Consider the following 13,904-nt stretch of genomic DNA (forward strand, 5'->3'; position numbering starts at 1 on the left):
TTAGTCTGATGAATAAGGAGACGTATCTTTTCTAATCGTTCTCCACGTTGTTTTAAGACCTGCATAGCTTCCAATTGCGGCGTATCCATAAAAATATCCCATAAACAATCCGGCAATAATATGATGAGGGTGACTGATCAATACTGAAAAAAGCACGCCGACAGCTAAAGCGATAGTCGGAACAAATTGCTTTTTAGGATGAAAAAGCCATTTGATCAGCTGCGTCACGATTAATACGACAGGAACACCAATGACTGCGTCCCAAAAATTTGTATGAATTGTAGGGAAATCCATGTTCAAGCACCTCGTTAAATGTGTTGGATGTAAGATTATCTATGCTGTTTTACCTAAGAACACTTCAATTAGAGTTATGAGGGGCTCCAGGTGGATAATAATAAGGCGGAATTTTGAGCCATCCTTTTTGCTGCATTAGAATTTTTATTTTTGATCCTAATATGACCTTTTCAGTGTGGAATTTCAACCACATTAGTCCAATATCGGTTCTAATAGATTGTCCCATATTCGTGCTGCACATGACGATATTAGAGGCAATTTTTATAGATATTAAGTTAGCGATTTCAGAATCCGTGGCTTTTGCTCCTAATGGAATACTGTTAGGGTCGGATTTCGGTTTGGTAGCCGGTATTTCAGGAAGGGGAATTCCTTCTTTAATCATTAATTTTTTTAGTGTATCAATCTGAGATTCAGCCAGGTTTTTTGAGTCTTGAGCAAGCTTAAGCAGTTCACTGTTGGTTGTTGTATTAAGACAAGTTTCTAAGGCAGGTATTTCTTCCGCTAAAGCAGTAAAATACAGCCAGCATCCCATAGTCTCACCGATATGTGGGCGAGGGGGCGGATCATCTGTAGAAGAGTTCTTTATATAATCAAGTAGTGTCTCAATGACGTTAATCATAACTTTTCACCCTTTATATAGTTTATGCATCTTCATTATTACCTTCAGCAGAAAAGGATAAACACAGCTAAGAAATGTTACATATAAAATTGATTATGATGAGTGGAAGAAAAAGCATCCCATTCAGCAATTTATAATAGTGATGGTACAAACATCTAAAGGTATAAAAATTGTTGAAATGCTTAATAAATAGGTTGGTGCTAGAAGATAAAGTCAATAGAAAAAAATCTCCTTGCTCATCAAGGAGATTTTTTATCTTGAGTATTATACAGTTTTTCTCCGATACTCTCTCCATAAAGAAGTTAGCTCTTCTGACCAATATTTATAATCAAATACCGTTATATTTTTACTGGGCATAAAAACGTTTAACAGCCAATTAACCCTTAATTTGTCTCTGACGCCTATCGTTTTATCATTTTTACAGCAGCCTTCATCACAAGGTTTATCGTGTATCTTGTAAGGAATATTTTTAACGACTAATCCATTTTTCACACGCTTTGTGTACTCAATTCCTATAATCAAATATATCACTCCTCACAGTAACTCTTATCTTCATAATAATATGTAGGGATGACTTCTTTAATGAAAGGGGAAAAAGGGCAGAAGACAAAAATAAAAAAGCCCTGCTGTAGGGCTTTTAGATTAAGCAACTTTTGATGCAACCACGATTACTTTGCCGTGATCTAATTCTTCTTCATAGCGTTCAGCTTCCGGCTGTGATAGGCCTAATGAACGCATTTTGGCACGAAGCTCGTCTCCTCGAGAACGAAATACATTCGCAATCGCATCAAAAACACCTTGTTCAGAAAGGCCGATATTGTTTGTATTTGTTGCAGCTGTTAAATCCTCGGAGCGATCTTGATGGTGTGCAAGTAAATAAACTTCGTCTTTTGTAAATCCTTCACGCAAAAATTGTTCGATTGTATCTTTTGCCTGTACGCCATTTTCAACTACTTTTACATTTACCATTTCAAAAAACCTCCTTGTATGATAGACAACTTTCTAGAATATGTTTAGTAATGAAGAGAAGTTTAAGTAACTTATCCTCTTGCTTTGTGTATACACGTTATTGGAAGAGATAAAACCTATTTCATAAAATTGAGTTAAAAAGTCTAACATAGGAGAAGAGGAAACAGCGCGGTTATCTTTGAGGAGAATCTGGCGGACAATAAGCAGAAGAAGGCTTTAGCCAGCCTTTTTCCTGCATCTTTTTTTGACCTTTTAAGGTACAGTACAAACTGCAAAAAGCCTAGATCTTAAACAGCTAAGATCCAGGCTTTTTGCATACATAAAAATAGAGAAATTTAAGATGAAAGACGTTCTTTTTGTTTTTCATAAACAGAAGTAGACTCGTTCCATGTATATCGACCATCTTGTAATTGAATGGTTGCGCTGAATGGACAGTCTATTGACGTTTCTGCGTCATCTAAACTACTTTCAAGTAAACGTTTTTTAAATCGAAGCAAATCTTCTTTTGAAGCAACTCGAAAAACCATTTCTAACGTAAGATCATCGTCCATCGCATTGTGTAATTGACTAATACTTTTGCGGAATTCTTTATTATATTGAAGCATAATTTGAATATCTGCTACGCAAGCAACACCAAACACATCTTTCACAACAGACTCAACCGTTAACTGAGTTGTGGAAGCATATGTTGAGATATTACGCTGTGGATTTTCTAAATAATAAATCGTTTCTACAGGATGTCTCGTGATAAGCACCTCTTTCCTATTCTTAAGTATACAGGAAAAAAGAATGGAATGGGGAAAGATTTTTAGGAAAGGAGTCCTGACATACATAAAAAGATTGTTTGTGATAGGAAAGAGAGTTATAAGTTGATGGCTTTTCGCTTATCATTTTTGCTATATCCTTAAATCAACGAATTCTGTGCAACTTCCTCTAAGATTTGATAAAATAAAATCCTACGTCTCAATTCCTTCTAATGAATCCCTCAACTACTATTTCTACTTATTTTAAAGGAGGACGCTATTTTGCAGTTTGAACAAGCTTTAACACATTTACAGTCCTATTTTGGTTATGATTCGTTTCGAAAAGGACAGGAAGAGTCGATTCGTTATGTTTTAGAAGGGCACAATACCGCTTGTATTATGCCAACAGGAGGAGGGAAATCACTTTGTTATCAAATTCCTTCATTATTATTAGAAGGTACAACACTGGTGATTTCTCCGTTGATTTCCTTGATGAAAGACCAAGTGGACACGCTGAATGCAGCTGGTATTCCGGCCACGTATATTAACAGCTCGCTGACTCACACGGAGGTACAGCAGCGCTTAGAAGAAGTAGCGCTTGGTGAATATAAGTTACTTTATGTAGCGCCGGAACGACTGGAGTCTCCGCAGTTTTTAGAACAGCTTCAAATGCTTCCTATCCCGCTTGTAGCGGTAGATGAAGCGCACTGTATTTCACAGTGGGGGCATGATTTCAGACCAAGTTATTTGCGTATCAATGAACTCATCAGCAAGCTGTCTAATGCGCCGATTGTGATGGGGCTAACGGCTACTGCGACGCCTCAAGTGCGTGAAGATATTTGCAGAGCTCTTCATATTAACGAAGAGTACACGGTGATGACTGGGTTTGAACGTGAAAATTTATCGTTCGCTGTTGTGAAAGGTCAGGATCGAATCAGTTATATCGATCAGTATATCCGTAAAAATGACCAAGAAGCAGGCATCATTTATGCCGCTACGCGTAAAGATGTTGAAGAGCTTCACGCTAGATTGCAAAAATCAGGAGTTAACGTATCAAAATACCATGCTGGTATGAACGCAAGCAGCCGTGATGAAGAGCAGAACCGCTTTCTTCAAGATGATGTTCAGGTAATGATAGCCACGTCTGCCTTCGGAATGGGAATCGATAAATCGAATATTCGCTTTGTTCTTCACTATCAGCTTCCAAAAAATATGGAAAGCTATTATCAAGAGGCAGGACGTGCTGGTCGTGACGGACTTCCAAGTGAGTGTATCGTACTTTATTCACCTCAAGATATTCGCGTGCAGCGCTTTTTGATTGAACAGTCAACGTCGAATCCTAAAAAGCAGATTCAAGATCTTGAAAAGCTGCAAAATATGGTGAACTACTGTCATACAGAAGGCTGTTTGCAAGCGTATATTCTTCATTATTTTGGAGAAAGTGAAGCACATGAGTGCGGCCGCTGTAGCAACTGTACGGATGATCGCGTGGAAATAGACGTAACGGTCGATACGCAAAAAGTGTTATCTTGTATGATTCGTATGGGCGAACGTTTCGGTAAAATGATGATTGCTCAAGTGTTAACGGGTTCTCGAAATAAAAAAGTAGTTGATTTTGGTTTTGATAAACTGAAAACGTACGGCGTCATGAGCGACCGGTCGGCTAAAGAAGTGAGCGATTTTATCGAGTATTTGATTTCAGAGCAGTTTATTTTAGTAGGACAAGGGTCATTTCCTACTTTATCCGTAGCGTCCAAAGGAAAAGGGGTGCTTCTTGGTACGGAAAAAGTGATGAGGAAAGAACAAATGGAAGTGAAGCAAATTGTCCAAGATGACGAACTGTTTGCTCATTTGCGCTCCGTTCGAAAGCAGCTAGCAGATGAAGCGGGCGTGCCTCCTTTTGTTATTTTCTCAGACGACACTCTTCATGATATGTGTACAAAACTTCCGGTAACTCTTGAACAGTTCGCCACTGTAAAAGGAGTTGGAGAACAAAAACAAGAGCGATACGGAGAACGATTCACGACTGAAATCAAACAGTTTTGTGAAGAACATCCAGACCGAAAGCGAGAAGTTTCAGCGCCTGCTCCAAAAAAAGCAAGAGCTTCATCAAAAGAAGGCTCTCACTTAATGACGTATGAGCTATTTCAGCAAGGAAAATCTTTAGACGAAATTGCTGAAGAACGTGAGTTGAGCCGCATTACCATTGAAAACCATTTGTTTAAATGCGCGGAAGAAGAAAAAGAAATCGACTGGACGCCTTTTCTTTCGGATGAAGACGAACAGCAAATTTTACAAGCTGCTTCGTCAGTAGGCGATGAAAAGTTAAAGCCAATCAAAGAAGAATTACCTGAAAACATCACTTATTTTATGATAAAAGTAGCACTGTTTAAACAAAAAATGAAGCAGCTATCGTAAACAAAAAGCTCCTATTAAAGGAGCTTTTTGTGTTGAATAAGCGAGTTTACTGATAAAATAATAGATATAAATGTTAGAAAAATCAGATTACATAAAAAGGAGGAGTGAAGGGGAATGATTGAACGAGAGCTTGAAGCGATTTTGCATGCTTCTCACGACAATATCGTGATCACTGATGAAAAAGGACTTGTTTTACGAGCAAGTCAAAACTGCCGTGATATATATGGATACGATGTGTCAGAGTTGGTCGGTCAAACCGTCTACGAACTGCAAAAACGCGGGATCTTTTCACCTTCCGTTACGATTGAAGTGTTAAAGAAAAAGAAAGAAGTACAGCTGATGCAACAAACAGAAACGGGTAAAGTTGTAATGGCAACCGGTATTCCCGTGTATGATGAACATCAGTGTATGAAAAGAGTCATCAGCTTTTCGCATGATTTAACAGAGCTTCAGCGCTTAAAAGAAGATTATCAGCAGCTCGAAGTGAAAATGAAAACATATCAGCTCGAAGTGGAAGAACTCCGGGAACAGCAGTCGAATGATATGGTCATACGAAGTGAATCGATGAAAAAGGTATGGTCGATTATTAATCGCGTGGCAGACAGCGATGCAACGGTTGTGCTGCTAGGTGAATCGGGTGTTGGTAAAACGGCTTTTGCTCGTGCTTTACACTGTGGAAGTGAACGAAAAGAAGAGCCGTTTATTGAAATTAACTGCGGAGCCATTCCAGCTAGTTTGTTCGAATCTGAAATGTTTGGATACGAAGCAGGCTCTTTTACAGGTGCCAGTACAAAAGGGAAAATAGGAAAGTTTGAATTAGCTCATAACGGTACGCTTTTTTTAGATGAAATAGGAGAGCTTCCCCTTGATATGCAAGTAAAGCTGTTAAAAGTGCTGCAAGAAAAAACAGTCACCAAAATTGGAAGTGAACGAGCCAAACACGCAAACTTTAGGCTGATTGTAGCCACAAATCAGCGGCTTGAAGAAATGGTCAAAAAAGGAACGTTTCGCGAAGATTTATTTTATCGTTTACACGTTATTCCGATTACCATTCCTCCGCTTCGAGAGCGAAAAGAAGACATTGCGGCACTGCTTTATCACGTGTTACATAAGCAAAATGAAAAATATAGCATGAAGAAATTTTTTCACGCAGAAGCATTAAATCTGCTTCTTGAACATCAGTGGCCTGGAAATGTGCGCGAACTTGAAAATACAATTGAACGCCTTGTGTTAACAACGGATGAAAACAGCATCTCGTCTCAAGACCTCCCGTTTTATTCAGAAAATAGCAGCAGTGAAAAAGAAGAATGGGAGTCTCTTGACACGTTAACCTCTCAGGGAATGACGCTTCAGCAAGCACTTGCAGAAGTGGAGAAAAACTGGCTGATTCGCGCTTATCGTCAGTGTCAAACAACGTATGAAATGGCAAATATATTAGGAATCAGCCAGCCTACGGTCGTAAGACGTTTACGAAAGTACAATATAAAATAATGAGATTTTAATTCAAAATGAATTAGCTGATTCAATACTGAATCAGTTTTTTTGTTTTGATTCTATTATGAATTAAAAATCGTCCATAATTGCGCGGAATAAGATAATAAAAATTGGCATGCATTTTGCATTAATAAAAAGTATCTAAATAAAAAGCGTCAGTATTTAAAATAATGATGCGGCGCTAATGAATGAAACCCACTAGGAGGAATAAATTATGCCAAAATATCAGCCGAAAAATTCATTTGAATCTCCGCGTTTTTGCGGACCACGTACATTTATGAGACTTCCGTATGTAGAACAAGTAAATTCAGAAATGGATTTTATTGTCACAGGTATTCCATTTGATTCAGGTCAATCTTTTCGAACAGGAGCACGTTTTGGACCGGAAGCCATTCGAGATTTCTCCATTTTGCTCCGCCCGTATAACCCAGAACAAAAGATTAATATTTTTGACTACATTTCAGGCGTGGACTACGGTGATTTGTCAGTTGTTCCCGGATATATTTTAGAAACGTATAAAAAAATTGAAGAAGGGTTAACGCCGGTTGTGAATGAAGGAATTATTCCTATTTCACTAGGCGGTGATCATTCGATGACCCTTGGTGAACTTCGTGCGATTGCAAAAAAACACGGACCGGTAGCGCTTATACAGTTTGATGCTCATTCGGATACGTGGGATAGTTATTTTGAACAAAAATACAATCACGGTACGGTATTTAGACGAGCAATTGAAGAAGGGTTAATCGACGTATCGCGTTCGATTCAAATTGGTATGCGAGGCGGTCTGTACGGCATTGAAGATTTAGAAGACGCAAAAAATCTAGGTTTAGCTTTGTATACGACAAATGAATATAAAAAGCTTAGCGTTGAAAGAATGCTAGACATTATTCATGAGCGTGTAGGGGAAGGACCCGTATTTTTATCGTTTGACATTGATTTTTTAGATCCAGTTTACGCGCCGGGAACAGGAACGCCTGAAGTCTCAGGTGCAAGTATTGACGATGCGCTTCAATTCGTTCGAGGCTTAACAAATATTGATTTTGTCGGTTTTGATTTAGTAGAAGTACTGCCAGCTTATGATCATGGCCAAATTACAGCAGCGGCGGCCGCTAATATTGTCTATGAATTTATCACCCTTATTGCGTTAAGAAAAAAAGCAAAAGAAGAAGAAGAAACGCTGTTAGTAAAAGCACGCGACTGAATATAAGCAAGACGGTAAAAGTGGGAAGGTACTATTATCTTCCCATTTTTATATAAGAGTTCTCTATGAGGGGTGTTTGACTATGAAAGGGCAAGTAAATGTAAAAATAGATAAGAAACAAGCAAAACCATGTAAAAGAGAAATAATCAACCCAGCGACCAATAAGATTATAGCGGAAGTGTTTGACTCGTCGCTTCAACAAGTAGAGGAAGCGGTAGGTAAAGCAAAGCAGGCTTTTGAACAAAGTGAATGGAAGAAAAATAAATCACTGCGTGTAGCGGTGCTTACGAAACTAGCAGACTTATTAGAAAAAGAAGCGAGTATATTCGCTGAAACAGAAACATTAAATACTGGCAAACCGATAAAAGAAGCGCAGTTAGATATCGAAGATACAATTAATTGTTTAAGATATTACGCAAATTTAATAGAAGAAAATCAGCCGTGGACAAAGAACATGTTCGACGACACAAACAGTAAAATCATTCAAGAACCTATTGGCGTATGTGCGCTAATCGTTCCTTGGAATTTCCCTTTGCTGCTTGGCATGTGGAAGCTGGCTCCTGCATTAGCAGCTGGAAATACGGTGGTGTTTAAGCCGTCAGAATTAACGCCGCTTTCTTTTTTAAAGTTAGCTTCACTATGTAAAAAAGCTGGTATACCAGAAGGCGTGTTTAATTTACTTACAGGAGACGGTGAAGTGGGAAGTGCCCTTGTTGAACACAAAGACGTAGCCAAAGTCTCTTTTACAGGAGGATCAGAAACAGGCAAACGTATTTATCAGCAGTGCGCAAAAGAGATGAAAAGAGTTTCGCTTGAACTGGGAGGGAAATCTCCGCTTCTTATTTTTGAAGATAGCGAAATTGATGTTGCAGTAGACTGGACAATGTTTGGCTCATTTTTTAACCAAGGACAAGTGTGTGTAGCTTCATCGCGTATACTCGTACATGAGTCTATTTATAAGCCGTTTCTTTCTGCTCTTACGGAGGCTGTTGCTGCTATAAAAATTGGTAACCCCTTAAGAGAAGAAACGGAGATGGGTCCGGTTATTAGCAAGGAGCATCTGAATAAAATACAGAGTTTTATTAAGCTAGGTCAAGAAGAAGGTGCGAATTTATTAACAGGAGGAACGTTAATTGACTGCGAAGGTGGAAACTATATAACGCCAGCGGTGCTCGTTGACGTGGAGCAGCATATGAAAGTCGTCAAAGAAGAAATATTTGGTCCCGTCATTACCGTTCAATCTTTTTCAAGTGAAGAAGAAGCCATAGCACTTGCCAACGGCACGAGATTTGGTTTAGCTGCAGGGGTTTTAACGAATGATTTAATGAAAGCAGAGCGAGTTGCTGAACAGCTTCAAGCGGGAACGATTTGGATCAACGGCTACCATACGCCTCATATTGAAACGGCGTGGGGCGGTTTTAAAGAAAGCGGCATTGGCCGGGAGTTAGGCCCATCAGGATTAGCTGCTTTTACTGAAATAAAACATGTGAATACAAATTCCAAGCTAGCTCGAGCCAATTGGTATCAATAAAAGTGAAAGGTGGAAAAGGGATGACAACAAAAAGTGGTCTCGCCCATGATGATGTGCAGCCGATTGCAATGAATAAAAGAAGTATGGGCTTCTTCTCTACATTTTCCATGTGGATAGGAGCCAATGTGGTAGTAACGACCGTTTTTACCGGAATGCTGTTTGTACCCGATATGACCTTTTTAAAGGCATTATTTGTGATTGTGCTTGGCTCTTTAGTTGGTGCTATGCCGCTCGTGCTGATGGGGAATATCGGAACTCGAACCGGTCTTCCAACCATGGTTTTGATGAGACCTGCTTTTGGGCAAAGAGGAGCTATGCTTCCTGCTGCTGTTAATCTTATTACATTAATAGGATGGGCATGGATTCAAGCCTACATGGCAGGGCTAAGTTTAAATCATGCCGTCACCTTTTTGACCGGTTACAGCAATATCAATCTATTTACAATTCTTACTCAAGTACTAGTAGTAGCTATTTCTATATACGGACACAAAGGTATTGAAGCAACGGAAAAATTAGTAGCTACGCTTATGATCATTTTAGCAACCGTTGTGTTTAGCTATTTGTTTATCGAATTTGATGCAGCAAAATTAATTCAAATGAAAGCAAGTGAAAATCCCGGTATTACAGGAATGTTAGCTTTTGATATTGTAGTAGCTACAGCTTTTACGTGGATTCCTATTGTTTGCGATTATAACCGAAACTGTAAATCTGAAAAAACGGGAATTGCGGGAACGTATTTAGGCTATAACGTTGCGACTTTGATTGCAATGGGATTAGGCGCAACGGTTTCCAGCTTTTCAATTCTCGGAAATATGACGCAAACGTATGACCCAGTAAATTTAATTGGCGCATATAGTCCGCTGTTGGGATTAGTAGCAGCCATCGTCATTTTTTTATCGGTGTTGTCAACCAACGTAATGGTACTGTATAGCGCAACAATGTCTTATTTGTCTATTTTCCCAAAGCAGCGCTTTTGGATACCGGCACTAACGATGGGAGTTGTCACAGTCCTAGGTTCTTTATTAAAAGAGTGGTTAATGACAAATTTTCAAAGCTTTTTGCTTATGATCGGCGTCTTATTTATTCCTATTATTGCGATTGTTCTTGTTGATTACTATATCATTCGCCGAAAACACTATGACATTTCAGCTATTTTAGATAAGGAAAATAAAATATATTGGTATACAAAAGGATTTAACCTTCATGTGTATCTATCATACATAGTGGGGGCTGTATTTGCCTACTACTTTACGTACGTTCACCCCCTAGCCACAGGCGCAACAATCTTAGCTTTTTTATTTACAGGTGTTTTACACGTATCGTTAACCAAGCTTTCACAGCTCTCCATCACTTACTCAAAGGGAATCGACAAAAATGCTTGATAGATATTCAAAAAAGACTGAATTATCTAAAATGTATCGAAAGCTCCTGTTTAAAGGAGCTTTTTGTCTTGAAAATAGGTGAGAAATAAGCAAAAGCATGGGGAAGAGAAGTTCTTAATCCAGCCTCAAATAAAGTAATAACAATGTATTTGATTCTATAAGGGGTCTTTCCTATAATAAATGTAGGAAAACTTTCCAAAGGAGAATTTTATGCTCGAATTAGAGGCTATTCAAAGCAGGGCCATTGAAAAAACTAAGCATACATTGCTACAGGATATAAAAAGCGTATTAGGTGAACAAGACGAATGTCCGGATTTAGAGACGTATTTAACAGACAGGCACTCTTTTATTAAAAAAGCCTGGGGGACTGCGTGGAGAAAAATAGTTGTTTCTTCTGTATCTAAGAAAAACAGAAGATCGTATTTAACAGAAAGAGGCTTTGAGATAAAAGGATATAAACCTCAAGCTATCGATAAGTTATTTGCTAAAGAAACGAGAAAAGGTATAGAATTTGATGCTTTTTCTTGGTTAGAAAAGCAGTACGGAAAGGGCAATAAAGCAGAGTGGCTATCTCTATACGGAGAAGCAAGAGTTGAATTTGCCAAAAAAGAAGAAGAAAGAAAAGAGAAAGAAAGACAGCAAAGTATTAATGATCGAAAAGCCAGATATCAATTACAGTTAAATTTAGAAGCAGCTCCTATTTTGGAAGTAAACAAAGAGCTGTATTACCTACATATAAGAGAACAGCTTTCACATCAGCTATCAAAAGACATTGAAACAAATTCAAAGTATATTGAAAACTATGCGCCGCATACTGAGCTTGAAGATGAATTAATAGAAAACGGCGATTTAACACGTCATGATTATGAAACGGTTCATGACTTTTTTCAAGAGATCACCGGGAACGTAAGCTCAGAATTAGACAGATATTCAACGATTATCTTGTTTGAAACGTATGAAGATGTATACGAGGTATTTATCACCGATAAAATTTATGAAATCATTCCAACTATGATTATGGATGACCTTCCTGCTTCATTTAAAGAAAAGTATAAATCTTATACAAATGATTCGGTAACACGAATGGATATTATAAAAGCACTCAGAAGTGATTTATCGGATTTGGTCTATGAATATAAAAGAATGCTTGTAGAAGAAAAGCTTTCCGATGTACTAGAAGTTTCAGATCACAACTTAACGATCGAAGAGCATAAAAAGCGATATGCACAGCAGCTGGAAGAAAGACGATTACAACAAGAACGTGAACGTGAAGAAAAGAACAAGCTGATTGAAGAAGAACAGCGACAGTTAAATTATATTTTTGGTGCAGAATACGAAATGGACCCAAGAAAAGAAACGGAATACATTCTTCATCTCGGTGATACAAACACAGGAAAAACGTATACAGCATTAAAGTCATTAAAGAAAGCTGCTTCGGGTAGCTACTTAGCGCCGCTTCGCCTGTTAGCTTTAGAAGTTTTTGAAAAGCTGAATAAAGACGGAGTTGCTTGTTCGTTAAAAACAGGTGAAGAAGAAAAGATTGTTGAAGACGCTCAGCACATGGCCGGTACGGTAGAAATGTTTAGTGAATTAGAACATGGCGATGTAACCGTAATTGATGAAGCACAGATGATTCAAGACCGAGATCGGGGGTTTTCATGGTATAAAGCCATAACCCGAGCTAATGCCAAACAAGTTCATGTGATCGGAAGTTTAAGCATTCGAAGTATGTTAGAAGAGATGTTAGACGGTGTGATCTCAGAAATTTATGAGTACGAAAGAGATATACCTTTAAAAGTAGATCTTCGAAATTTCAAAATTGAACAAGTGAAACCCGCAGATGCTTTAATTGTTTTCTCGCGTAAAAAGGTGCTCCAGACAGCAGCTAAGCTAGAAAAAGATGGTCACAAAGTGAGCGTGATTTATGGAAGTATGCCGCCTGAAACAAGAAGAAAACAAATTGAGCAGTTCATTAATAGAGAAACAACTGTCATTGTGTCTACAGATGCAATTGGAATGGGGTTAAACCTTCCAATTAGACGAATTGTGCTTTTAGAAAACATGAAATTTGATGGGCAAAAACGGAGGTTGTTGACTTCTCAAGAGTTAAAGCAAATTGCAGGTCGTGCTGGAAGAAAGGGTCTCTATAATGTGGGAGAAGTTGCATTCGCTAAAGATGCAAAGCAAATGAGAGAACTGTTATTTTCAACAGACGAGCAAATCAGCAAATTTTCAATTGCGCCTACTTCAGATATGCTAAGAAGATTTAAAGAATATCATCATGACCTCGGAACGTTTTTTGACATGTGGGCTAAATTTAAAAATCCAAAAGGTACACAAAAATCAAACCTGGCACAAGAACGTGAGCTTTATGAGGAAGTGAAAGACACGCTGATTGAAGCGAAAATGCCCATTGTTGATTTATATGGTTACTTGCAGCTGCCGTTTTCAGCAAAAGAAAGCTCTTTGAAAAAGCAGTGGGTGGCTAGCATGAATGCAATTGTTAACAGAGAAGAATTACCTGAACCAAGGATAATAGAAGGTTCACTCGAAAAATTAGAGCTGTCTTATAAAGCGATTGGCCTGCATCTTTTATTTCTATATCGAATGGATAGAAGACCCGAAGCTATTTACTGGGAGCGTGTCCGAGAAGAGCTTACAAACAAAATACATGACGTATTAAGAAAAGATATGAAAAAATTTAAAAGAACGTGCAGTGCGTGTTCTAAAGACCTTCCTTGGAATCATGATCATGCGATATGCGATTCGTGTTTTCATAAAAGATTTCGCAGAAGACACGGGGACGACGATTTTAATTACTAAGATGTAGTGATAAAAAAAGAGGCTTGTATGAACGTATGTTAGTTAAAGGAAGATCCGAACGAGTTCGATTCTCGATTGAGAATCCAATTCGTTCGGCTTTTTTTATTGTGAAGGTAGCTTTCATGTGTTTCGTTCCTTCTAGCAGTTGATTGGAGGGCAAGGCAAAGACTCCTGCGGGAGAAGCGGAACAGGTGAGCCCCCCCAGGATCGTAAGCGACGAGGAGGCTCAGCGGCCGCCCGCGGAAAGCGACGTCTTGCACGGAAATCAGCTGCGGGGTCACAAGCTGTTCCGCTCGTGTATCCCATTTGTGCTTCTTTAGATGGCATTGATGTAGTTATGTCTCAATCTCATTTTTCATACAGGCTTTTAATCTTTTTCCTATGAATTTCCGTGTCAAAGCAGATTTTTGTAGAAAAAAGCCGGAAATGT

12 protein-coding genes are annotated in these 13,904 nt (G+C 38.6%); 7 read left to right on the forward strand and 5 right to left on the reverse strand.

The window, feature by feature from the left end; all coding sequences use genetic code 11:
• The 5 genes from CEQ83_RS11040 to CEQ83_RS11060 all read right to left on the reverse strand — a co-directional run bounded on the left by CEQ83_RS11040 (position 1) and on the right by CEQ83_RS11060 (position 2,637).
• A complete protein-coding gene (locus CEQ83_RS11040; protein ID WP_028413425.1) occupies positions 1–294 on the reverse strand; it encodes a hypothetical protein in 294 nt (97 codons plus the stop codon).
• A gap of 64 nt (positions 295–358) precedes the next feature.
• Positions 359–913 (reverse strand): DUF3231 family protein, encoded by a 555-nt coding sequence (locus CEQ83_RS11045; RefSeq protein ID WP_033578924.1) that lies wholly within the window; start codon positions 911–913, stop codon positions 359–361.
• A gap of 264 nt (positions 914–1,177) precedes the next feature.
• Positions 1,178–1,435 carry a hypothetical protein gene (locus tag CEQ83_RS11050; RefSeq protein ID WP_028413424.1) on the reverse strand — a complete coding sequence of 86 codons (258 nt, stop codon included), beginning with the start codon at positions 1,433–1,435 and terminating at the stop codon, positions 1,178–1,180.
• A 120-nt stretch (positions 1,436–1,555) separates the two neighbouring features.
• The gene (locus CEQ83_RS11055) at positions 1,556–1,882 is read right to left on the reverse strand and encodes a YflT domain-containing protein (RefSeq protein WP_013056955.1); all 327 of its coding nucleotides are present in this window, start codon (positions 1,880–1,882) and stop codon (positions 1,556–1,558) included.
• A 335-nt stretch (positions 1,883–2,217) separates the two neighbouring features.
• Positions 2,218–2,637, reverse strand: a complete 420-nt coding sequence (locus CEQ83_RS11060) for a hypothetical protein (RefSeq protein ID WP_028413423.1) — start codon at positions 2,635–2,637, stop codon at positions 2,218–2,220.
• Between the two features lie 270 nt (positions 2,638–2,907).
• Here CEQ83_RS11060 and recQ point away from each other — a divergent pair, with 270 nt between their 5' ends.
• The 7 genes from recQ (at position 2,908) to CEQ83_RS11095 (ending at position 13,859) form a co-directional block, all read left to right on the forward strand.
• On the forward strand, positions 2,908–5,043 hold the full coding sequence (gene recQ / locus CEQ83_RS11065; RefSeq protein ID WP_028413422.1) for a DNA helicase RecQ: 2,136 nt from the start codon (positions 2,908–2,910) through the stop codon (positions 5,041–5,043).
• 114 nt (positions 5,044–5,157) lie between these two features.
• Positions 5,158–6,534 carry a sigma-54 interaction domain-containing protein gene (locus CEQ83_RS11070; protein ID WP_155017234.1) on the forward strand — a complete coding sequence of 459 codons (1,377 nt, stop codon included), beginning with the start codon at positions 5,158–5,160 and terminating at the stop codon, positions 6,532–6,534.
• Between the two features lie 217 nt (positions 6,535–6,751).
• Entirely contained in the window at positions 6,752–7,738 is a 987-nt protein-coding gene (gene speB / locus CEQ83_RS11075) for an agmatinase (protein WP_098112576.1), read from the forward strand.
• An 82-nt stretch (positions 7,739–7,820) separates the two neighbouring features.
• Complete coding sequence (locus tag CEQ83_RS11080; RefSeq protein WP_098112577.1) at positions 7,821–9,269, forward strand: aldehyde dehydrogenase family protein; 1,449 nt, start codon at positions 7,821–7,823, stop codon at positions 9,267–9,269.
• 20 nt (positions 9,270–9,289) lie between these two features.
• Positions 9,290–10,651: a purine-cytosine permease family protein gene (locus tag CEQ83_RS11085; protein ID WP_098112578.1), complete on the forward strand. Its 1,362-nt coding sequence runs from the start codon at positions 9,290–9,292 to the stop codon at positions 10,649–10,651.
• 210 nt (positions 10,652–10,861) lie between these two features.
• Positions 10,862–13,474 (forward strand): helicase-related protein, encoded by a 2,613-nt coding sequence (locus tag CEQ83_RS11090; RefSeq protein ID WP_028413417.1) that lies wholly within the window; start codon positions 10,862–10,864, stop codon positions 13,472–13,474.
• A 145-nt stretch (positions 13,475–13,619) separates the two neighbouring features.
• Positions 13,620–13,859: a hypothetical protein gene (locus tag CEQ83_RS11095; RefSeq protein WP_098112580.1), complete on the forward strand. Its 240-nt coding sequence runs from the start codon at positions 13,620–13,622 to the stop codon at positions 13,857–13,859.
• Positions 13,860–13,904: the final 45 nt, after the last annotated feature.

The organism is Priestia megaterium (assembly GCF_009497655.1).
Taxonomy (GTDB): Bacteria; Bacillota; Bacilli; order Bacillales; family Bacillaceae_H; genus Priestia; species Priestia zanthoxyli.